The sequence below is a fragment of the Micromonospora sp. CA-269861 genome, from assembly GCF_050948505.1.
GTDB lineage: Bacteria > Actinomycetota > Actinomycetes > Mycobacteriales > Micromonosporaceae > Micromonospora.
The window spans coordinates 6,427,313-6,449,118 of the sequence record NZ_CP192014.1 but is presented as its reverse complement, the minus strand read 5'-3'; the positions used below and the strand labels follow the sequence as shown (position 1 = coordinate 6,449,118).

Sequence of the window (21,806 nt, the reverse complement as noted above, 5' to 3'; positions counted from 1 at the left end):
AGGGTGGTCCGGCGGGAACTACCGCCGGGCCACCCCTTTCGGTCAGATGGGATAGGTACGGGCGACCGCCAGCATCTCCGAGCTGTGCGACCCGACGACGCCGACGGCCGACGGCCGGGGGCGGAAGCCGGGCAGCGCGTCCAACCCGTCACTGGCGTCCATCGCCCGCAGCGCAACCTGCCCGGCGATCGGTCGCAGGGTCAGCGTGACCTCGACGCCCTCCGTCGGCGGGGCGTGGAACACCAGCCCGAAGCCCCACTTCCCGGCCCGGGGCTCCACCGGCACCGACCGCCCCGCCACCTCGGCGCGCAGCACGGTGGCTGTCGACGTGTCGACGTGCAGGGTGGCGAGCCGGGCTGCCCGCTGCGGGATGAGCCGCAGCCGCAGCGTGCGCTCGCCACCCGAGGTGGCGTCGGCCACCACCTCCAGCTTCGGGGCCGGCAGGTTCGCCGACTGCGCCGGGCCGGTCCGCAGCTCGCCGTCGCCGAGCCCGGGGAAGTCGTCGCCGACGTCGGTCACCCCGTCCACGTAGCCGTCCGTCCACGGCTGCGGGTCGCTCTCGTGGCTGAGCCAACGGGCCTGGCCGGTGCCGGCGTCCATGGCGTACATCAGATGGGTGGGCGCGGGGTGGGCCGCGTCGAAGCGGTCCACACCCAGGCCGACCCCGGCGAGCACCACAGCCGCCACGGCCGCAGCGCCGGCCGGCAGCACCGCGAGCCGCCGGGCCCGTAGCGCGAGCAGGCCGCGCTGGCCGCCGGCCTGCGGGTGCAGCAGGTCCACCACCGGCAGGGCGACCAGGCCGAGCAGCACCGCGACAAGTGCGGCCACCCCGCCCATGGCCATCCCCAGCGCCGGAAAGAGCAGCACCACTGTGGGCAGCAGGATGACCACACCCACGGCCGCGGCGGCCGTCACCGCCACCACCGGCCACGGTCCGGTCTGCCGGGTACGCAACGCGACCAGCCCGCCGAGGGCCCCGGCCAACGCCGGCACTGTGGTGAGGTACGCCCCGCCCGGCACCGCCACGGCGAGGAGCACCCCGAGCAGGGCCAGCCAGGCCAGCCCGCCGACGGCGAGCGCGGCTGGGCCGATCCGGCGGCGGGTCAGCGCGTACCAGGTGAACAGGATGGCGGTGGCGAGCGCCAGGACGGCCAGCCGGTACCAGGTCGGCCGGTACGGGTCGAGCAGCTCCGCGTACCCCGGTCGGATCGTGGTGATCGCGAGCCAGAGCAGTTGGGCGGCGACCGGCCCGGCGACGATGGGCACCAGGGCCAGCGCGAAGCCGGCGGCCATCCGGCCGGCGCTGGCCCGGCCGCTGCGGCGGGTCAGCCAGCCCAGGGCGGCCACCGCGGCCACCGCGAGCAGGGCCAGCGGCAGGGTGAGCCAGCCGGGGTAGCGGACCAGCCCACCGGGGACGGGGAAGTAGGTGGCGTCGTGCCCGGAGCGCAGGTCGGTCAGGTCGGTGCCACCGAACTCCCGGGCCAGGCCCAACGCGTTGTCGCCGTGCTGCTGGAGGCTGCCCCGGTCCATGGCGGCCGGAGTGTCCAACGGCGTGTGGTAGATCGCGCCGCCGTCGATGTACGCCGAGTTCAGCCCGACGAACTTCTGATCGAGGAAGGCGGTGAAGTCGGTGTCGTTGGGCAGCGCGCGGTAGATCTCCACAGCGAACGAGGTGCCGACCGGGTGCGGGGCGGCCCGACCGAAGATGTCCACGAGCTTCGCGTTGTTCCGGGACGTCTCGAACATGATCACCGGCCCGGTGGAGCCCCGCGCCTCCAGGTTGAGAACCACACCGCCGTCGGCGGCCAGCGGGTGACTGGCGGCGAACGCGGACGCGCCGCAGAGGCACGCCTCCTCGGCGTCGGTCAGCACGAAGACGATGTCGTTGCGGGGCCGGGGGCCGGTGGTCAGCGCGCGGGCCACCTCCAGGATCGTCGACGTGCCGGCCGCGTCGTCGTTGCCACCCGGCCCGGTCTGTACCGAGTCGTAGTGGGCGACCAGGAAGACCCGTCCCGTCGAGTCGGTGCCGGGCAGCCGGGCCACCACGTTGCGGACCCGGGCCAGGGTCGCCCCACCCGCCGCCCCGCTGAGCTGACCGGCCTCCGGTGCCACGGTGTCCTGCACCTCGGTCTCCAGGCCCAGCCCCCGCAACTGCTCCTCGAGGTGCGCGCGGACCTGCTCGTTGGCCGGGCTGCCGGCGACGTGCGTCCGGGCGGCGATCACCTTCACGTCCTCGTACGCCCGGCCGGCACTGAACGCGCCAGCCGGCGCGTCGGCCGGCTTCGGGGCCGGGGTGCGCAGGTCGAGCAGACTGCCGGCGCCGACCGCGGCCAGCGCGACCAGAGCCGCCGCGGCGGCCACGAGCCGCCGACGCGGCCGGGTCAGCGCGCGGTTGGCAGGGAGTACGCCCGGAATCGGACGGGGCGGCTTGCCCGTCGTGGCCGGGGTGGCGGGTGCGCCCACGGGAACTCCTCGGGGGTGGTGGGGCCTGGGGTGGGATCATCCTGCCCGTCAGCGGCTGCGGATGGGATGGCCGGTCCGTCAGGCATCACCAGCCGCCCGGTTTGTCATCGGACGGGCAGTGATGCGGCCCATCCCCGCCCGCGCCGGAGGCATCGTGTTGTGTGCGACCGTTGTCTAATACAGGATCAGCAGGGCACTCGGAAGGAGCCCGACATCACCAGCGAACTCCCGCGTCTCGCGGCGGTGACCCGGCCGCACCGGGGGGCCGGCCTGGCCGGTTCCCCAGTTGTGCCGTACCCGCACGGTGGCCTGGCGCGGCACGCCAACCTTCCGCCGGGTGAGCGGTTGCGGGTGCTGTTGGTGGAGGACGACGAGGGCGACGCCTTCCTGGTCGGTGAGCTGCTCGCCGAGACCAACTCGATGATCGACCTGCTGGTCGCCACGAGCCTGCGGGAGGCGCGGCAGCGGATCGGCGACGTGGACTGCGTCCTGCTCGACCTGGGCCTGCCCGACGCGCAGGGGCTGGACGGGCTGCGCCAGGTGCTGGAGATGTCCAGCGGCGCCGCGGTCTGCGTGCTGACCGGCCGCACGGACGAGCATCTCGGCGTCGTGGCGGTCGCCGAGGGTGCCCAGGACTACCTGGTCAAGGGTCAGGTCGACGGGGTGCTGCTGACCCGGGCGCTGCGCTACGCCGTGGAGCGGAAGCGCGCCGACGAGAACGCCCGCCGGTTGCGCGAGGTCGAGCTGCGCCAGGCCGAGTCGGCCCGACTCGAACGCGGCCTGCTGCCCCAACCGCTGATGACGACCGACCAGGTGGCGGTGCACACCTTCTACCGGCCCGGCCGGCACGCCGCGTTGATCGGCGGGGACTTCTTCGACGTGGTGCAGACCCACCCGGACCGTCTCGACCTGATCGTCGGCGACGTCTGCGGGCACGGGGTGGACGAGGCCGCGCTCGGGGTCGAGTTGCGGGTGGCCTGGCGGGCCCTGGTGCTCGCCCGAGTGCCTGACGACGAGGTGCTGCCCGCCCTGGAGCAGGTGCTGATGAGTGAGCGCCGCCTCCAGGAGATCTTCGCGACGGTGGCCACCATCAGATTGGACCTGGACGCCAACCGGGCCACCGTCCGACTGGCCGGGCACCCGCCACCGCTGCTGCTCTCCGGCGGCCAGGTCACCCCCGTGCCCGCACCCGGCGGCCTGCTGCTGGGCGTACGACCTCGCCGGCCGATCGCCTACGACCTGGAGTTCGACACCGATGACTGGTCCCTGCTGATGTACACCGACGGCCTGATCGAGGGGCGGGTGGGTGCCGGCAACGAACGGCTCGACGTGCCGGGCCTCAGTGGGTTGCTGGACGAGCCGGACAACCGTTCGGTGTCGCTGCCCGAGCTGCCCGCCTGGCTGGTCGGTCGGGCCGAGCGGCTCAACGGTGGTCCGCTCGCCGACGACGTGGCCATGCTGCTGGTCAGCCGGGGCGGTGGCCGGTGAAGCCGGTGGTCGGCGGCTGGAGTCTGCGCCGCCGGGTGATCACCCTGCTCACCGTCGTGGGTGTGTTGCTGATCGGCCTGGCCACCGCCGAGGCGGCCATGGCGGCCCGCAACCGCACCCAGATCGACGCCATCCTGAACCAGACCGGCCCGTTGCGGGTGCAGTCGCAGGAGCTGCTCAACGCATTGCTCGACCAGGAGACGGCGGTCCGGGGGTACGCGGTCAGTGGTGACCTGGCCGACCTGAACCCCTACCGGGAGGGGCTGGAGCGGGAGAAGAGCGTCGTCGCCTCGATGCGGGCGCTGCTCGAGGACTATCCGCAGATCGGCCAGGAGCTGCTGATCGTCGAGGAGCAGACGGCGCAGTGGCGGCAGTCGGTGGCGGAGCCGGTGATCACCACCACCGAGCAGAGCGGCACCAGCGCCGGCCAGGCGTTGGTCACCGAACGGGCCCGGCAACAGTTCGACCAGGTGCGATCGGCGGTGAACGACCTCCAGGAGGAGATCCTGGTCGCCCGGGAGCAGGCCGCCGCCAACGTGCGCACCAGCAGCAACGTGCTGGTCGTCCTCCTGATCGTCGCCGCGCTCGTGGTGGCCGCCGCCGGGGCGCTGCTGCTGCTCTCCCTGGACCGGATGGTCATCCGTCCCCTGATCGGGCTGGCCGACCAGGTCCGGGAGGTCGCCGAGGGTGACTACCAGCACGGCATCGCCACCACCGGCCCGCCGGAGTTCATCCGGCTCGGTGAGGACGTGGACGCGATGCGGCAGAAGATCGCTGCCGACCTGGCCGAAGTTCGGGCCGCCCGCGAGCGCATCGAGTGGGTGAACACCCAACTTCAGAAGCAGGCCGAGGAGCTGACCCGGTCCAACCGTGACCTGGAGCAGTTCGCGTACGTGGCCTCGCACGATCTGCAGGAGCCGCTGCGCAAGGTCGCCAGCTTCTGCCAGCTGCTCCAGCGCCGTTACGCAGGGCAGCTCGACGAGCGGGCCGACCAGTACATCGCCTTCGCGGTGGACGGCGCGCAACGGATGCAGCGCCTGATCAACGACCTGCTCGCGTTCTCCCGGATCGGGCGGCTCACCACCGGCTTCGTCGAGGTCGACCTCAACAAGGTGATGGGCGACGTGGCCGGCCAGACCGAGGCCGCCCGGCAGTACGCGGACGCCGAGCTGACCTGGACCGACCTGCCGGTGATCTCGGGTGAGGAGCCGCTGCTCACCAATCTGCTGGCCAACCTGGTCAGCAACTCGATCAAGTTCCGCCGTCCGGACGTGACGTCGAAGGTGCATGTCTCGGCCCGGTTGGTGGGTGCCGAGTGGGAGATCACCTGCCAGGACAACGGCATCGGGATCGAGCCGGAGTTCGCCGACAAGATCTTTGTGATCTTCCAGCGGCTGCACTCGAAGGACGCGTACCCGGGCACCGGCATCGGGTTGGCGATCGTCAAGAAGATCGTCGAGTACCACGGCGGCCGCGTCTGGGTGGACACCGACGTGCCGGAGGGCACCGCGATCCGGTTCACCCTGCCGGCACGTCCCGAGGACGTCGAGGCGGCTGCGGCTGCCGATTCTGCGGAGCCGCGTGCTCTCGGCGCGGACGACACGCCGCGCTCGACCGAGGCTCCGGCAGCGCTGGCGGAGCAGGCTGGCGGGTCGGACCAGCCGGACCGGGCCGACGAGGGGCCGGAAAGCGGTAGAACAGGTGACATGAAGGAGACGGTGGGATGACCGCGCCGGCGGATGGCAAGAGCCCGATCGAGGTCCTGCTCGTGGAGGACGACCCGGGTGACGTGCTGATGACCCAGGAGGCGTTCGAGGAGCACAAGCTGCGGAACCGGCTGACCGTCGTCTCCGACGGCGCCGAGGCGCTCGCCTACCTGCGACGGGAGGGCCAGTACGCCGACGCGGTGGCGCCCGATCTGATCCTGCTCGACCTGAACCTGCCCCGGCGCGACGGCCGGGAGGTGCTGGAAGAGATCAAGAAGGACGAGGAACTGCGTCGGATCCCGGTGGTGGTGCTCACCACCTCACAGGCCGACGAGGACATCCTGCGCAGCTACCAGCTGCACGCCAACGCCTACGTGACCAAGCCGGTGGACTTCGAGCGCTTCATCTCGGTGGTCCGTCAGATCGACGAGTTCTTCGTCAGCGTGGTCAAGCTGCCGCCGCGTGGCTGACACTCTGCTGGACGACGTGAGCGGCCTGCTCTGGGAGGCCGCCGACCAGGTCGTGCTGCCACTGTTCCGCAAGCTCGACGACGATGACGTGTCGGAGAAGGCGCCCGGTGAGGTGGTCACCGTCGCCGACCGCCGGGCCGAGGAGTTGCTCTCGGCGGGGTTGCGCCGGCTGCGGCCAGGCTCGATGGTGGTCGGCGAGGAGGGTGTCGCCGACGATCCGGGGTTGCTGCGGCACCTGCGCGACGGTGGGGACGTCTGGCTTGTCGACCCGGTCGACGGCACCGCCAACTTCGCCGCCGGTCGCCGGCCGTTCGCCCTGATGGTGTCGCTGCTGAGCGACGGGCGGCCGACCGCCGGCTGGATCCTCGACCCGCTCGCCGACACTCTCGCCGCCGGTTCGGCGGACGAGGGCACCCTGCTCAACGGTCGGCCGGTGGACGGCAGCGGCTCGGTGCCGCCGCTCGGCGAGCTGCGCGGCGCGGCGATGACCAAGTTCCTGCCACCGGAGACCCGCGACCGGGTCCGCGCCGGCGGTCGGCGGCTCGGTGAGCTGCTGCCCGGCCAGCACTGCGCCGGTCGGGAGTACCTGGACATCCTCACCGGCGAGCAGCAGTTCGCCCTCTTCTGGCGCACCCTGCCGTGGGACCATGCCCCGGGCACCCTGCTGGTCCGTGCCGCCGGGGGCGTCGCCCGCCGGTTCGACGGCGTCGACTACCACCCCGCCGATGACGGCCACGGTCTGCTCGTCGCGGCCAACGAGCAGGTCTGGGCCGAGGTGCGCGACGCTCTCCTCAGCACCTGATCCGTGCCCTGCGCAACCGCGTTGGCACGCTCCGTCGACATCGAGACAGCTCAAGGGGTAGAGGGCTGGTCAGCGGCCCACAGTCCGGTATCGTGACCGGCGGTCTCCGCCAGCAGGCCGCCGACCGGCGCCGCCGTGCAGTGTTCATCGGGGGCCGGCGGTCGACGGAAGGACGCTTTCGTGCCCAGGACCAGGCTCAGCCCGCGGCTCGGTCGCCGCACTCTGTTCGCAGTGCTCGCCGCCGTCGCGCTGGTGCTCGGCGGTGCCGCTGTGCCGGCGTACGCGGAGCCTGGCGAGGGGGGCAGCAAGAAGCTGCAGGACGCGCTGGAGCTGACCGCCAAGGGCCACATTGAGGCCAAGGCCAAACTGGACAACTCCAAGCGTCGCCAGACGGCGCTGACCGGTGAGCTGACGACGCTCGAGGGGCGGATGGTCGGGCTCACCAGCCAGGTGGGCGAGGTGGCTGCCCAGTCGTACCGCGTGGGTCGGCTGAGCGCGGTCTCGATGCTGCTCAACACCGCCACGCCGGAGGCGTTCCTGCAACGCGCGGGCGACCTCGACCTGATGGCCCAGCGGGACAGCAAGCGGCTGCGTGACCTCACCGACGCCCGGCAGCAGGCGCAGCAGGCCAAGGTCGCCATCGACGCCGAGGTCCGCGAGCAGCAGAAGCAACTCGCCGTGATGGCGAAGAAGAAGAAGGAAGCCGAGGAGGCGCTCGCCGAGGTCAGCTCCGGCGGCAGCAACGGTTTCAGCGGTGGCAGCTCCGCCTCGGCGAAGCCGGCGCCGCGCAACTCCGACGGCTCCTGGCCGTCGGAGTCCTGCTCGGTGAAGGACCCGACCACCTCGGGATGCATCACCCCGCGCACCCTGAACGCGCTCAAGCAGACCCAGGCGGCCGGCTACAAGCGGCACGTGTCCTGCAAGCGCAGCGGTGGCGGCGGTGAGCACCCGAAGGGACGGGCCTGCGACTTCTCGGCCGCCACGAACGGCTTCGAGGACAAGAACGCGACAGGCGGCGACAAGTCGTACGGGGACAGCCTGGCCGCCTGGCACGTACGCAACGCCGACCGCCTGGGCGTGCTCTACGTGATCTGGTACCGGCAGATCTGGCATCCCGGCACCGGGTGGCGCTCGTACAGTGGGAGTGGCAGTCCAGCGGCCTCCCACACGAACCATGTTCATCTCTCGATGTACTGACCCGGAGCACCAGCTTCGCTGCGTACCATCGCGACGATGAGTTCCCCACCGTCCGACGTAACGGCCCCGCCAGCTTCCCTGGCCCCGCCCGTGCCGGTCACCGGCCGGGCGCTGCCCAACGGCCTGGCCGCCTTCCTCGTCTTCTTCTCCAGCGGTGCCGTGCTGGTGCTGGAGACCGTCGCGCTGCGCCTGGTCGGCCCGTACGTCGGGGTGACCCTCCAGGTGACCAGCTCGGTGATCGGCATCGCGCTGGCCGCTATCGCGTACGGGGCGTGGTCCGGCGGTTGGCTGGCCGACCGGCGCAACCCGCGGGGCCTGCTCGCGCCGGCGTTGGTGCTGGCCGGCATCGCCACAGCGGTCACCCTGCCCGTCGTCCGGTACGCCGGTGAGGTGCTGCGCGGTGGTGCGGCCAGCGGCATCCTGCTGCTCGTCGCGCTGGCGGTGTTCGTGCCAGCCGCGCTGTTGGCCGCGGTCACCCCGTTGGTCGTGAAACTCCAGCTCGCCGACCTGCGACGCACCGGCCAGGTGGTCGGTCGACTCTCCGGGATCGGCACCCTGGGTGGCATCACCGCGACCCTGCTCACCGGATTCGTGCTTGTCGCCGCCCTGCGCAGCACAGTCATCCTGCTGGCACTGGCGCTCGCGCTCGGGCTGGTCGGTATCGGTCTCGGCTGGTACCTGCGCCGGCAGGAGCCCACCGAGCTTCCCGGTCCGGCTCGGGCCCGGGCCGCGCTGGCCGTCCTCGGCCTGGTCGGGGCGGGGCTGTCGACAGTGGCCCCCAACCCGTGCGACATCGAGACGGCGTACCACTGCGCCCGGGTCACCTCGGACCCGTCCCGGCCAAGCGGGCGGACGTTGCTGCTCAACTCGGCCCAGCACTCGTACGTGGACCTTGCCGACCCGAAGCACCTGGAGTACGCGTACACGAAGTGGATCGGCGCGGTCGCCGACGTGGCGGGGCCGTCCGGTCAGCGCCTGGACGCGCTGCACCTGGGCGGCGGTGGCTTCACCGTGCCGGGCTACCTGACCGCCACCCGACCGGGCACCGACAACCTGGTGTTCGAGATCGACGGCGGGCTGGTCGAGCTGGGCGAGCAGGAGCTGGGCGTACGGCCGGGGCCGGAGCTGCGGGCGGTGGTGGGTGACGCCCGGATGCTTGTCGCAGGCGAGCCGACCGACAGCCGTGACCTGGTGGTCGGTGACGCGTTCGGGCATCTGGTGGTGCCCTGGCACCTGGCCACCCGGGAGATGGCCGCCGACGTCCGGCGGGTGACACGCCCCGGCGGCGTGTACGTGCAGAACGTGATCGACTACCCGCCGCTGCGGTTCATCCGGGCCGAGCTGGCCACGGTGGCCGCCGAGTTCCGGCACGTCGCGTTGATCGCCCCGCCGGAGGCGCTCGCCGAGGAGCAGGGCTCCAACTTCCTCATCGTCGGCTCCGACGCGCCGCTGCCGCTGGAAGCCCTCCGGGCCCGGCTGGCCGAGGTGGACCCGAAGGTCAGCCTGCTCTCCGGCGCGGCGCTGACGGACTTCGTCGGCGAGGCGATGGTGTTGACCGACGACTACGCCCCGGTGGACCAACTGCTGGCCACCGCCTGAACGGGTGACAATCCTGACCGATTCCGATACTCCAGGTGTAGGCGGGCAGTTCCTGGGCAACAACGCTCACCATGGGTGGTGGGGACCGGAACGGCGCGCAACTGCTCGATGAGCGGTACCGGCTGATCGAGCAGCTCGGCGCGGGCGGGATGTCGGTGGTCTGGCGTGGCTACGACGAGGTGCTGGGCCGCCAGGTCGCGGTGAAGGTGCTGGCGTCCCGGTTGGCCAGCGACCGGGCCTTCCGCCACCGCATCCGGATCGAGGCGCAGGCCGCCGCGCGGCTCTGCCACCCCAACATCACCAACGTGTACGACTATGGCGAGTCCGAGCAGGTCGGCCTGACCATGCCGTACGTGGTGATGGAGTTGGTCGACGGCGCTTCGCTGGCCAGCCGGTTGGGTCGGGAGAGCCGGCTGCCGTGGCGTGAGGCGGTGACCATCGGCGCCGAGGTCAGCTCCGCGCTGGCCACCGCGCACGCCCGAGGTGTCGTGCACCGCGACGTCACCCCGGGCAACGTCATGCTCACGTCGACCGGGGTCAAGGTGGTCGACTTCGGGATCTCCGCGCTCGTCGGGGAGAGCGAGAAGGGGCCGGACGGCGCGCTGTTGGGCACTCCCGCGTACCTCGCCCCGGAGCGGCTGGACAACGGCCAGGTCTCCCCGGCCACCGACGTGTACGCCGTGGGACTGCTGCTCTACCGGATGCTCACCGGCAGGCTGCCGTGGCGGGCCAGCACGACCACCCAGATGCTGCGCGCCCACATGTACAACGACCCGGAGCCGATGCCCACCGTCGAGGGGCTGCCCGACGGGGTGGCCGAGCTGGTCGGACGCTGCCTGGCCAAGCGGCCAGCGGACCGACCGGTCACCGCCGAGCTGACCCGGACGCTCGCCGACGCGGCCGGCATGCTCGCGGCGGTCCCGGTCTCCCCGGCCGGCGGGCCGCTGGACGAAGCCATGCTCGGTAGTGCGCGTACCACGATCCTGCCCTGGTCGGCGGCGACCGACGCGTTGCCGTTCTCGCGGACCCGCAACCGTCGGACGCGGCAGCGGGTGACCCGGCGTCGGCGGGTGGAGGCCGGCGTGGCGGCCGTCGGGCTGATCGCGGTCACCGGGGCGATGTGGGGGTTCACGTCGCGCAGCCCGGCCAGCGGCGGGGACCGGCCGACGACCGAGGCCCGGATGGGTCTGCCGGCGGCGGCCCCCTGCGAGGTGGCGTACGCGCTGCGCGCCGACTCCGGGACCGAGTTCGCCGCAGAGCTGACCCTTACCAACACCGGTGGCCGTGAGCTGCGGGACTGGACGATGAGCTTCACCTTCCCCGGGCAGCAGAAGGTGACGAAGGCGGAGCCCGCACCAGTGCACCAGCAGGGGAGCACGGTGCTGATCCGGCCGGCGGCCCAGCGCGCCACGCTGGCCCCGGGTGCGGCCGAGAAGGTGACCCTCACAGGTAAGTACAGCGGGGCGAACCCGTTGCCTGTCGAGTTCCGGCTCGGCGAGGCGACCTGCGGGGTCCGGGTGTCCGGGGTCGCCGGCAGCGTGCCGTCCACGGCCCCGCCGAGCAAGGCCGCCGCGACGAAGGCCCCGCCGAAGGCTGCGACGGTGCGTAGCGGCTCCGGTTCGGGCGGCGGTGCCACGAAGGCCAAGCCGCCGAAGGCCCCCAAGGTTCCCGCGAAGCCGAAGGCCGCGGGTGGTGGTCCGGGAAAAGCGGAAAGGTGACCAAGGGGCCGGGTGGTCACCGGAAGTGACTGGGCCACGCAGTGTCGACACGTGTCAGGGCCGTCAGACCATGTGGTCTGACGGCCCTGGTCGGTCCCGCCCCGCGCTCGTGCCGTTCAGAGGCTGCGGGCGGTGATGTCGCCGTACGCGGTGGTGGCGTGGATGGTCAGCTCGGCGGTGCCGTCGGTGTTCCTGAGCGCGTTGTGGATCCGGCCGTAGCTGGTGCCGGCGTCCAGCGAGGCCGAGACGCCGTGGGCGGCGCCGACCGACACCGCTCCGGCGTCGGTCCGCAGGACCACCGAGCCGCGCACGGCCTCGGTGATCTGGATGTCGCCCTTTTGGGTGGTGATCTCCGCGGGGCCGTTGAGGCGACCGACCGAGATGTCGCCGGCGGTGGTGGTGATTCGGACGCTGGCAGCCTCGTCGAGCTTGATCTGCCCCTGTGCGCCGTCGAAGGTGACGTCGCCGAGTCGGCCGACGGCCCGGAGTTCCGCGCTGGCGGCCTTGGCCTGCACCCGGGAACCGGCGGGCAGTTGGACAGTCACCTCGAGGGAGCCGGAGCTTCCGAAGAGCTGGTTCTTCGCCGAGGTCTCGATCCGTAGGACGCCGTCGCGGTAGTCGACGGTGGTCCGCTCGGCGACCTTCACGTCGCGGCCGTTGGTGGCGTCGGCGGGGTGGATCTCGACGACGGTGTCGACGCGGTCGGCGGCGATGAACCGCACCCGCCCGGCGGGGATGTCGAGGATGGCGGAGATCGGGGTCGGGCTGTCGAACTGCTGCATCATGCTCTCCTTGTGGCCTGTCGTTTCGAACAACGGAAACGCTACGTAGCTTTCCAATATTCTTCAACTAGACCGTTGCTCTGCAAGGGCATTTGCGCAGCTCATGACCCTGAAATCATTGCAACCGACATGGGATCAACGCAACTTTTCGAGCCTGCCTCGTTGCGATGAGTTGCACTGAACGCTCCGCGGGTCGGGTGGCGCACACCAGGTCAGCGCATCCCCGCGAACCGCTGCACCTGGTCGATCCCGCCCTCGACGATGAGCACCCCACCCTGGGGAAGCGCGGTGTCGTCGGACGTGTACCGGAAGCGTTCGCCGGGCAGCTTGGCGCCGACCACGCGTACCCCGTAACGCTCCTCCGGCTTCAGGTCGAGCAGGGTGCGCCCGACCAGGGACTCCGGCACCCGGACGGTGGCGATGGCGAAGTCGTCGTCGAACTCGATGAAGTCGAGCAACCGGCTCACGATCAGGTGCGCGACCCGGTCCCCGGTCTCCGCCTCCGGGAAGATCACGTGGTGCGCGCCCACCGACGCCAGGATCTTGGCGTGCTTCTGCGAGGTGGCCCGAGCCCAGATCTGGGGCACACCCAGCTCGACCAGCGCCAACACGGTGAGCACACTCGCCTCCACCGAGGCCCCGATGGCCACCACCGCCCGTCCGAAACTGGTGATGCCCAGCTGTCGCAGCGCCCCCTCCTCGGTCGCGTCCGCCTGAACCACCCGGTCGAGCTCCGCCGACCAGCGCTGCACCTTCGCCGGGCTGCGGTCGATGGCCAACACCTCGCGGTTCATCCGGGTCAGCGACCCGGCCAGGTGGCAGCCGAATCGACCCAGCCCGATCACCACGATGCCGCCGCTGTCCGCCCGTCTAGCCGACACCTCGGCCCTCCTCCCTGCTAGCCGACAATGGGTTGCTCCTGGGGGTAGCGGTAGAGCCGGCGTCGGGTGTTCAGGGCAATCGCCGACCCCAGGGTCAGCGTCCCGACCCGGCCGATGAACATCAGCACGGTCAGCGCCAGTTGGCCGCCGGCCGGTAGTTCGGCGGCCAGGCCGACGGTCAGACCTGTGGTGCTGAACGCTGAGGTGATCTCGAACAGGGCCGCGACGAAGCGGACGCCCTCGGTGAGCAGCAGCAACAACATGGTTCCGGCCATCACCAACGCGACGCTGAGCAGCGCCACGGTAACCGCCTGCCGCTGGCTCGCGGTGGCCACCCGGCGGTGCCCGATCGTCACGTCGGGCTCGCCCCGCAGCTCCGCCCGGATGGTGAACGCCAGCAGGAAGAACGTGGAGACCTTGATGCCACCGGCCGTGCTGGCGCTGCCGCCGCCGATGAACATCAACACGATGAGCAGGGGATAGCTCTCCTCCTGCAGGTCGGCGATGTTCAGGACACTGAAGCCGCCGGTGCGGCTCAGCGCGATCTGGGTGAACGACGCGAGGATCTTGCCGGGTACGTCGTACTGGCCGATCGTGCCCGCGTTGGTCCACTCGGCGGCGAGCAGACCGGCGAAGCCGACAAGCAGCAGCACCACGCTGCCCCAGATGGTCAACTTCGTCGCCACCGCCCAGTGCGCCGGCTGACGCCACTCGCGGACCGCCTCGAACAGCGCGGGAAACCCGAGACCGCCGATGATCGCGCCGATCGCCAGCGGCAGCGACACCCACGGGTCACGGCTGAAGGCCAACAGGCCGTCCGAGTAGAGCGCGAAGCCACCGTTGTTGAACGCCTGCACGGCGTGGAAGACGCCCGACCAGAGGGCCTGCCCGAACGGGTAGTCGTAGGTCAGCCAGAGCCGACCGGCGACCAGCACTGTCATCACCGCCTCGCAGGCGAAGACGGTCAGCGCGATCCGGCGGAGCAACCGGCCCACGTCACCGATGCCGAACTCGGCGGTCTCGGCCTGCACGAGCAACCGGTTGCGCAGCCCGAGCTGACTGGAGACCACCAGGATGACCAGTGCCGCGACGGTGAGGATGCCCAGGCCGCCGAGCTGGGTGAGCAGGGTGATCACCAGCAGTCCCCAGCCGGACCAGTAGTTCGGCGTGTCGGTGATCGCCATGCCGGTGACCGACACGGCCGAGGTGGCGGTGAAGAGCGCGGTGACCACTGATGGACGTTCGTGTTCGGCGGTCGCCCAGCGCGCCATGAGCAACCCGGTACCGAACAGGATCGGCACCAGGAACGCGAACGGCACCAGCCGCACGGGATTGCGGAAAAACCGGCGCACCAGACAATCTTCCTGTCCGCCCGCGACCCTGGAGCGGGAACGGCCATTCCGGAGATTCATCTGCCGGTCAGCCATCGACCAACTCCTGGCAAATCACGAACGGTCTGCTTACCCGGACCATCGATGACAGGAGACGGCGTTGCGACGTACCCTCTCGACCCTCGGCGTGGCCAGCGCTCTGCTCGCCGCCGCCGTGGCCCTGCCGACCATCGCCGAGGCCGAACCGGCCGCGAACGCCGAGCGTTCCCGGGCGAACGACCGACCAATCGTGATCGGTCACCGTGGCGCCAGCGGCTACCGGCCGGAGCACACGCTGGAGGCGTACCGGTTGGCGATCCGGATGGGTGCCGACTACATCGAGCCGGACCTGGTCTCCACCTCCGACGGCGTGCTGGTCGCCCGGCACGAGAACGAGATCTCCGGCACCACCGACGTGTCGACCCGACCGGAGTTCGCGGCCCGGAAGGCGACGAAGACCATCGACGGCGTCGCGGTGACCGGCTGGTTCACCGAGGACTTCACCCTCGCCGAGCTGAAGACGCTGCGTGCCAAGGAGCGGCTGCCGCAGGTACGCGTGGCGAACACCGCCTTCGACGGCCGTTTCGAGGTGCCCACCCTCCAGGAAGTCATCGACCTGGCCCGGACCGAGGGGCGGGCACGGGGCCGCACCATCGGCATCTACCCGGAGACCAAGCACCCGAGTTACTTTTCCTCGATCAAACTGCCGTTGGAGGAGCCGCTGCTCCGCGTGCTGCGGCAGAACAAGCTGGACCGGAAGAACTCGCCTGTCTTCATCCAGTCGTTCGAGACGGCCAACCTGCGTCGCCTGAGCCGGCTGACCGACGTGAAGCTGGTCCAACTGCTCGACGCGACCGGCCGCCCGTACGACTTCACCGCCGCCGGTGACGCCCGCACCTACCAGGATCTGGCCACGTCGGCCGGGCTGAAGTGGATCGCCGGGTACGCCGACGGCATCGGCGCGAACAAGAACCTGATCGTCCCCCGGAACGCCGCCGGCGCCCTGCTCGCCCCGACCAACGTGGTACGCGACGCGCACCGGGAGCACCTGCTCGTGCACTCCTGGACGTTCCGCGCCGAGAACCAGTTCCTCCCGGTGGACTTCCGGATCGGCACCGACCCGAACGCGCGCGGCGACATCACCGCCGAGTACGAACTCTTCCTCGGCCTGGGCCTCGACGGTGTCTTCAGCGACCACCCGGACACCGCCGTCGCCGCCCGCGCCGGCCTCTGACCCGAAACTCGGTGCAGGCAGCCCCACCGAGCTGACTTCGGCCCGGAGCCGATCCGCTCCGAGCCGACCACCGGGCCGACACGCCCGGCCCACACGCTGGCCCGTCGTCCGCCACCCGGACGACGGGCCAGCGGCACATCCAGGGCTGCCGCCCAAGAAGGAGCGAGATGCTCGTCCGCCCGCCAGGAGTAGTTCATGGCGGCAACTTCACTGATGTTGCTGCCTCGACTCGCCCCGAGGCAACAACATCAGGGAAGTTGCGGCGATCTTGGCCGCTACGGGCGGGCGGGCAGGCGAGTGCTAACGGCCGGGGTGTTCGGCGACATAGGTGCCGCGGCCAGGCTGACCGGTGATCAGCTCGCGGTCGTGCAGCAGGGAAAGCGCCCGCGAGGCCGTGTTCATGTGTACGGCGTAGGTCTCGGCGAGTTCCCGGGTGGAAGGAAGCTTGTCGCCCGGCTGCAGCTCGCCGCTCTTGATCTTCGCGGCGATCTCGTTGGCGATGCGACGATATGGGGCTTCTGCTGTTGGCATGGTGAGGACTCCGGTCGGTTCGGCGTCTTCGATCATGCCGGCCTACACCAGTTACTGCAACAGGCTGTGGTGTCGCTACTTCGGAGGGTCGACCTACACAAGTATTTGGGGTAGGTTGCCTGTGTCCGGCTCCGGTTGGTTCGGCAAACCCTCGGGGGCGGGCGTGAGGTGGGCTCCGCGTTCATACCGCCGCCGACGAGGCTGCGGGCGTGGGGCCGGGCGGTCCGGTGGGCGTCCCCTACCCGCGCACCGGACCGCCCATCAGGTCGACGAGTCGAGAGTGATGGCTGTGCGCATGGAGAGAGAGCGGTTCGTGGTGCACCTGCCGGTGGTCGCGGCAGACCTGACGGGGGCGCTGCGGTTCGCGCGGGTGATCACCCGAGCGCTGGGTTTCCTGGCCGACATCGATCGAGCCGAGACGACGGTGTCCGAGGAGGACGCTCAGTGCGTACGTCATCGGGTCTTCTGCGACAGCTTGGTCGACGGTCGCCGGCGCTGCCCGCGCGCGGCGGCCCACGACGGGCCCTGCGGCTGACCGATCCGGGCGAATGGTGCGGGGCGACACACGGTTCGGGTGGTCCGTGGGGGTTCGGGCCATCGAGGGAGTGGGCTCCCGGCTGGTAGTGCGGCCCGTTGTAACCCTCGGCCACCTCATTCCTGTTACTTGTGTGTTTCCGCCACATAGCTCGTGGGTGACGTCACTTCTAGCGTGAGCCGTCACGAAGAAGTTCTCTCCCTCTGAGTCCTCATGTGGAGTCGCAATGACGGTCCGGACGACGCGGCGGGCGTTCCTCTCCGCCGCCACGATGATGGCCGCGGCGTTGGCCGCCACGGCCTGTGGCAGCCCGCAGGACACCGCCACCGGCGGCGGCGACAGTGCCGCACCGGTCAAGGTCGGCCTGGTGTACTCCCAGTCGGGAGCCCTGGCCAGCTACGGAAAGCAGTACATCGAGGGGTTCAAGGCGGGGCTTGACTTCGCCACCCAGGGCACCGGCAAGGTCGGTGACCGGAAGATCGAGCTGACCGAGGTCGACGACGCGGGCGATCCGGCCAAGGCGGTCTCCGCGGCGAAGGACCTGATCGGCAAGGGTACGAAGATCATCGCCGGCTCCACCGCCTCCGGTGTGGCGCTCCAGGTCGCGCCGATCGCGGCGCAGAACAAGGTCCTGTTCATCTCCGGCCCGGCCGCCACGGACGCGGTGACCGGCGCGAACAAGTACACCTTCCGCTCCGGTCGGCAGTCCTACCAGGATGTGGTGACCGCCAAGTCGTTCATCGGTGACCCGGCCGGTAAGAAGGTCGTGGTCTTCGCGCAGGACGGCGCGTTCGGCGACGCCAACGAGGCGGCCGTCAAGGCCGTCATCGGCAGCGCGGGCGCGACCGTGAGCAGTGTCCGGGCCCCGGCCAGTGCCACCGAGTTCACCCCGTTCGCCAGCCAGATCAAGGCCGCCAAGCCGGACCTGCTCTTCGTGGCGTGGGCGGGCACGACCGCCCCGGCCATGTGGCAGACCCTCGACCAGCAGGGCGTCCTCTCGTCCACCACTGTCGTCACCGGCCTTGACATCCGCGCCTCGTGGCCGACCTTCGGTGCCGCCGGCGCGAAGATCTCCTTCCTGTCGCACTACTTCGACGGTGCCAGCGACACCGAGGCCAGCAAGGCGCTGAAGGCAAAGGTCAGCACCATCGACCTGTTCCACCCGGACGGCTTCGCCGCCGCGCAGATGGTGGTCCGTGCCGCGCAGGAGGGCGGAGACGACGTCGACAAGATGGTCACCGCGCTGGAGGGCTGGAGCTTCGACGGAGTCAAGGGCAAGATGACCATCCGGGCCGCCGACCACGCGCTGCTCCAGCCGATGTTCCAGGCCAAGCTGACCGGCAGCGGCACCGCGTTCACCGCGAGCGCGCAGAAGAGCCTCACCGGTGACGAGACCGCGCCGCCGGCCGTGGCCATGAAGGGCTGACCATGCTCGCCACCCGCGGTCTGACCTGGCGGATCGGTGAGGTCGCCATCGTCGACAGCGTCTACCTCGACCTGGCGCCCGGGGAGTTCCTGGGCGTCATCGGGCCGAACGGCGCCGGTAAGACCTCACTGTTCAACCTGATCACCGGTCTGCGCCGGGCCACGGAGGGCCGGGTCGTTCTGGACGGGCAGGACATCGGGGCGCTCCCGCCGCACCGGCGGGCCCGCCTCGGCCTGGGCCGTACCTTCCAGGCGTCCTCGGTCTTCGGCTCGCTGAGCGTGCGGGAGAACGTCCGGCTCGCCGTGCAGGCGCACCGCGGGGGCTCGATGGCGCTGTGGCGGCGGGCGGCGGCCGACCGGGAGGTCGCCACCGCCGCCGACGCGGCGCTCGACCGGGTCGGCCTCGCCCACCGGGGTACGGCCCTCGCCGGCACCCTGGCCCACGGCGAGAAGCGCAAGCTGGAGATCGCCCTGCTGCTCGCCGGTGAACCGCGGGTGATGCTGCTGGACGAGCCGATGGCCGGGGTCAGCGCCGAGGACGTGCCGGAGCTGGTCGCCGTCATCAAGTCGTTGACCGGTGACAGCGGCCGGGCGGTGCTGATGGTGGAACACCACATGGACGTCATCCTGGAACTTGCCGACCGCATCGCCGTCATGCACCACGGCGCGCTGCTGGCCTGCGACACCCCGGAGACGGTGATGGCCAACCCCACAGTGCAAGAGGCCTACCTGGGGGAGTCGCTCTGATGGAACCCATTCTCACCGTGGAGGAGCTGTCGGTCCGGATCTCCGGCCTGCACATCCTCCAGGGGGTGTCCTTCACCGTCGCCCCCACCGGCGTGACAGTGCTGCTCGGTCGCAACGGTGTCGGCAAGACCACCACGCTGCGCGCGATCGTCGGCCTCACCCCGCCCGCCGGGGAGGTCCGCGGCACCATCCGGATGGGCGCGCAGAGTCTGCTGGCCCGGCCGACGCACCGGCTGGTCCGGGGCGGGCTCGGCTACGTACCCGAGGACCGCTGCGTGTTCGCCGGGCTCACCGTCGCCGAGAACCTGCGGCTCGCCGAGCGGCGCGGCACCAGCCCGGCGTACGACAAGGTCTTCGCGCTCTTTCCGGAGCTGGACCGGCGCGGACGGCAACGGGCCGGTTCGCTCTCCGGCGGGCAGCAGCAGATGCTCGCCATCGGTCGGGTGCTGCTCAACGACAACAGGCTGCTGCTCGTCGACGAGCCGACCAAGGGGTTGGCGCCGAAGGTGGTGACCGAGGTGGCCGAGGTGTTGGAACGGGTCGCGGAGTCGGTGCCGGTGCTGCTCGTCGAGCAGAACCTCGCCGTCGTACGCCGGCTGGCCCGCGACGCGGTCGTGCTGGCCGCCGGCAAGGTGGCCTGGACCGGCGACGCCAGTGAACTGCTGCTGGAGACCGCGCTGACCAAGTCACTGCTCGGCGTGGGCACCGGCGAGGCACACCGCCCGGCCGGGTCGGACCGGACTCCGGTGGCCGGGAAGGACGCGCACTGATGGGGACCGTGATCCTGTTGGCGTTGACCGGGCTCGGCCTGGCGGCGCTGTACTTCCTTGTCGCCTCCGGCCTGTCCCTGGTCTTCGGCCTGGCCGACGTGCTCAACTTCGCGCACGGGCTGTTCCTCGGCGTCGGCGCGTACGGCACCTGGTGGGCGGCGGGCAACCTGCCGGGCGCCGGCCCGGACGGGTTCGGTTTCGTGTTCGCTGTCGCCTTCGGGGTGGCCGCCGGCACGCTCGTCGCGATCCTGGTCGAGCTGGTGCTGATCCGCCCGCTGTACTCCCGCACCATCGAGCAGGTGCTGGTCACCGTCGGGCTGTCGCTGGCCGGGGTGGCGTTGCTCCAGGCCACCTGGGGTGCGGACGCCCGTCCGTTCCCGCGTCCGGACTGGACCCGGCAGGTGACCGGGATCCTCGGCGCGCAGGTGCCCAACGGCGGCCTGCTGCTGATCATCGCGGCGGTGCTGGTGCTCGGCGCGATCCTGGCGTTCCTGCGCTGGACGCGGTACGGCCTGGTGATCCGGGCCGGGGTGGAGAACCGGGAGATGGTGACCGCGCTGGGCATCGACGTGCGCAAGGCGTTCACCCTGGTCTTCGCGATCGGTGGGGCGGCCGCCGCGCTCGCCGGGGCGCTCGGCGGGGTCTACTTCGGCACCGTCTCGCCCGGGCAGGGCGGCTCGCTGCTGATCTTCGCGTTCATCGTGGTGGTGATCGGCGGGATGGGCTCGGTGGTCGGCTCCGCGTACGCGGCGGTCGTGGTCGGGCTGGTGCAGCAGTTCGTCAACTACTACGGCACGTCCGGGCTGGGCGACATCTGCGTGGTCGGGCTGCTGGCCGTGGTGCTGCTGCTGCGCCCGCAGGGCATCGCCGGAAAGGTGGCAACGGCATGACGGTGATCGACGCGCCCCGCGCGCAGGTGCCCGACGAACTGAGCCCGCAGCGGGGGCGGTGGCACCGGGTCCGCCCGTTCCTGCCGCTTGTCGCGCTTGTCGTGCTGGCGATCCTGCCGTACTCGACGATCTCCCTGCCGGGGATCTTCGAGGGGCCGGTCAACTCGCCCGGCACCCTGCAACTGCTCGCCATCTGCCTGATCTTCGGCGGCCTGGCGGCCGGGTACGACCTGCTGTTCGGTCGGACCGGGATGCTCTCCTTCGGGCACGCGCTGTACTTCGCCGCCGGTGTCTACGGCACCGACATCCTCGTCACCCGGGCCGGCCTGCCGCTGTGGCAGGCGGCGCTGTTGACGATCACCGGCGGCACCATCCTCGCGGCGCTGCTCGGCGCGGTGGCGCTGCGGACTGTCGGCATCGCGTTCGCCATGGTCACGTTGGCGTTCGCCCAGGTGGGCGCGATCCTGGTGGCACGGGACTTCGGCGGGCTCACAGGTGGCGAGGAGGGGCTGCCGCTGGACGTGTCCGGGCTGCCCGCCGGGCTGGTGGGGGTGACCAACACGGTCAACCTGTACTGGTTGGCGCTGGCGTACCTGACGCTCGTGGTCTTCGTGGTGCACCGGGTGAGCGGGTCGCCGACCGGGCGGGTGCTCGCCGGGCTGCGCGACGACGAGCGGCGGATCGGCGTGCTCGGGCTGGACCCGTACCGCTACAAGCTTGTGGCGTTCACCCTGGCCGGCGGCCTGGCGTCGGCGGGCGGGGTGGTCTACGTCCTGATCGTCGGCGGGGCGTCACCGCACATCACGTCCTCCGAGCTGACCCTGTCGCTGCTGGTCATGGTGGTGCTCGGCGGGCCGGGCACCCGGTGGGGGCCGGTGCTCGGCGGTGTCCTCTACATGTACCTGGATCACCGGCTCACCGCCTTCGGCACGAGCGACGCGGTGGACAACCTGCCGGCCGTCCTCAGCCGTCCGCTGAGCCAGCCGCTGTTCGTCCTGGGGACGGTCTTCATCCTGGCCGTCTACTTCTTCCCCGGCGGCCTGACCAGCCTGGCCCCCCGCCTGTCCCACCTGACCCGCTCCCTCCGCCCCCGCCGATAACCTCGTTGATCAAGAGGTTTGCGTCAGAATCCACCCGAAGGATGACGCAAACCTCTTGATCAACAGGGGCCTGACGCACGGCGCTGGTAGAAATGCCG

General features: G+C 71.0%; 19 protein-coding genes. 14 read left to right on the top strand and 5 right to left on the bottom strand.

Going from position 1 to position 21,806, the window contains the following annotated elements:
• Positions 1–42 precede the first annotated feature (42 nt).
• The gene (locus ACQP0U_RS29610; RefSeq protein WP_433313412.1) at positions 43–2,463 is read right to left on the bottom strand and encodes a M28 family peptidase; all 2,421 of its coding nucleotides are present in this window, start codon (positions 2,461–2,463) and stop codon (positions 43–45) included.
• A gap of 243 nt (positions 2,464–2,706) precedes the next feature.
• On the opposite strand from ACQP0U_RS29610, the gene ACQP0U_RS29605 reads away from it, so the two are divergent.
• From ACQP0U_RS29605 to ACQP0U_RS29575, 7 genes are all read left to right on the top strand, one after another.
• Entirely contained in the window at positions 2,707–3,951 is a 1,245-nt protein-coding gene (locus tag ACQP0U_RS29605; protein ID WP_433313410.1) for a PP2C family protein-serine/threonine phosphatase, read from the top strand.
• Positions 3,948–5,678 carry a sensor histidine kinase gene (locus ACQP0U_RS29600; protein ID WP_433313406.1) on the top strand — a complete coding sequence of 577 codons (1,731 nt, stop codon included), beginning with the start codon at positions 3,948–3,950 and terminating at the stop codon, positions 5,676–5,678. The genes ACQP0U_RS29605 and ACQP0U_RS29600 overlap by 4 nt, the downstream gene beginning before the upstream one ends.
• Entirely contained in the window at positions 5,675–6,127 is a 453-nt protein-coding gene (locus ACQP0U_RS29595) for a response regulator (protein ID WP_088950306.1), read from the top strand. Before ACQP0U_RS29600 ends, ACQP0U_RS29595 begins: the two co-directional genes overlap by 4 nt.
• Positions 6,120–6,929: an inositol monophosphatase family protein gene (locus ACQP0U_RS29590; protein ID WP_433313402.1), complete on the top strand. Its 810-nt coding sequence runs from the start codon at positions 6,120–6,122 to the stop codon at positions 6,927–6,929. Before ACQP0U_RS29595 ends, ACQP0U_RS29590 begins: the two co-directional genes overlap by 8 nt.
• A gap of 180 nt (positions 6,930–7,109) precedes the next feature.
• Positions 7,110–8,126, top strand: a complete 1,017-nt coding sequence (locus ACQP0U_RS29585; RefSeq protein WP_433313400.1) for a coiled-coil domain-containing protein — start codon at positions 7,110–7,112, stop codon at positions 8,124–8,126.
• Positions 8,127–8,162: 36 nt separating this feature from the next.
• On the top strand, positions 8,163–9,725 hold the full coding sequence (locus tag ACQP0U_RS29580; protein ID WP_433313397.1) for a fused MFS/spermidine synthase: 1,563 nt from the start codon (positions 8,163–8,165) through the stop codon (positions 9,723–9,725).
• Positions 9,726–9,796: 71 nt separating this feature from the next.
• Positions 9,797–11,443, top strand: coding sequence for a protein kinase domain-containing protein (locus ACQP0U_RS29575; RefSeq protein ID WP_433313394.1), 1,647 nt, complete (start codon positions 9,797–9,799; stop codon positions 11,441–11,443).
• Between the two features lie 116 nt (positions 11,444–11,559).
• On the opposite strand, the gene ACQP0U_RS29570 is transcribed toward ACQP0U_RS29575, so the two are convergent.
• The 3 genes from ACQP0U_RS29570 to ACQP0U_RS29560 all read right to left on the bottom strand — a co-directional run bounded on the left by ACQP0U_RS29570 (position 11,560) and on the right by ACQP0U_RS29560 (position 14,458).
• Positions 11,560–12,225, bottom strand: a complete 666-nt coding sequence (locus tag ACQP0U_RS29570) for a DUF4097 family beta strand repeat-containing protein (protein ID WP_433313391.1) — start codon at positions 12,223–12,225, stop codon at positions 11,560–11,562.
• 212 nt (positions 12,226–12,437) lie between these two features.
• A complete protein-coding gene (locus ACQP0U_RS29565; protein WP_433313389.1) occupies positions 12,438–13,106 on the bottom strand; it encodes a potassium channel family protein in 669 nt (222 codons plus the stop codon).
• A 17-nt stretch (positions 13,107–13,123) separates the two neighbouring features.
• Positions 13,124–14,458, bottom strand: a complete 1,335-nt coding sequence (locus tag ACQP0U_RS29560) for a TrkH family potassium uptake protein (RefSeq protein ID WP_433313387.1) — start codon at positions 14,456–14,458, stop codon at positions 13,124–13,126.
• Between the two features lie 139 nt (positions 14,459–14,597).
• On the opposite strand from ACQP0U_RS29560, the gene ACQP0U_RS29555 reads away from it, so the two are divergent.
• Complete coding sequence (locus ACQP0U_RS29555) at positions 14,598–15,710, top strand: glycerophosphodiester phosphodiesterase (protein ID WP_433313384.1); 1,113 nt, start codon at positions 14,598–14,600, stop codon at positions 15,708–15,710.
• A gap of 300 nt (positions 15,711–16,010) precedes the next feature.
• On the opposite strand, the gene ACQP0U_RS29550 is transcribed toward ACQP0U_RS29555, so the two are convergent.
• Positions 16,011–16,277, bottom strand: coding sequence for a GntR family transcriptional regulator (locus tag ACQP0U_RS29550; RefSeq protein ID WP_433313382.1), 267 nt, complete (start codon positions 16,275–16,277; stop codon positions 16,011–16,013).
• A 259-nt stretch (positions 16,278–16,536) separates the two neighbouring features.
• Between ACQP0U_RS29550 and ACQP0U_RS29545 the strand changes: the two genes are divergently transcribed.
• From ACQP0U_RS29545 to ACQP0U_RS29520, 6 genes are all read left to right on the top strand, one after another.
• Positions 16,537–16,776 (top strand): hypothetical protein, encoded by a 240-nt coding sequence (locus ACQP0U_RS29545; RefSeq protein WP_433321262.1) that lies wholly within the window; start codon positions 16,537–16,539, stop codon positions 16,774–16,776.
• 226 nt (positions 16,777–17,002) lie between these two features.
• Entirely contained in the window at positions 17,003–18,202 is a 1,200-nt protein-coding gene (locus ACQP0U_RS29540; RefSeq protein ID WP_433313379.1) for a substrate-binding domain-containing protein, read from the top strand.
• 2 nt (positions 18,203–18,204) lie between these two features.
• Positions 18,205–18,948: an ABC transporter ATP-binding protein gene (locus ACQP0U_RS29535; protein WP_433313376.1), complete on the top strand. Its 744-nt coding sequence runs from the start codon at positions 18,205–18,207 to the stop codon at positions 18,946–18,948.
• On the top strand, positions 18,948–19,718 hold the full coding sequence (locus tag ACQP0U_RS29530) for an ABC transporter ATP-binding protein (RefSeq protein ID WP_433313374.1): 771 nt from the start codon (positions 18,948–18,950) through the stop codon (positions 19,716–19,718). Before ACQP0U_RS29535 ends, ACQP0U_RS29530 begins: the two co-directional genes overlap by 1 nt.
• On the top strand, positions 19,718–20,608 hold the full coding sequence (locus ACQP0U_RS29525) for a branched-chain amino acid ABC transporter permease (RefSeq protein ID WP_124815814.1): 891 nt from the start codon (positions 19,718–19,720) through the stop codon (positions 20,606–20,608). The genes ACQP0U_RS29530 and ACQP0U_RS29525 overlap by 1 nt, the downstream gene beginning before the upstream one ends.
• Positions 20,605–21,708, top strand: coding sequence for a branched-chain amino acid ABC transporter permease (locus ACQP0U_RS29520; protein ID WP_433313371.1), 1,104 nt, complete (start codon positions 20,605–20,607; stop codon positions 21,706–21,708). The genes ACQP0U_RS29525 and ACQP0U_RS29520 overlap by 4 nt, the downstream gene beginning before the upstream one ends.
• The last annotated feature ends 98 nt before the right edge of the window (positions 21,709–21,806 follow it).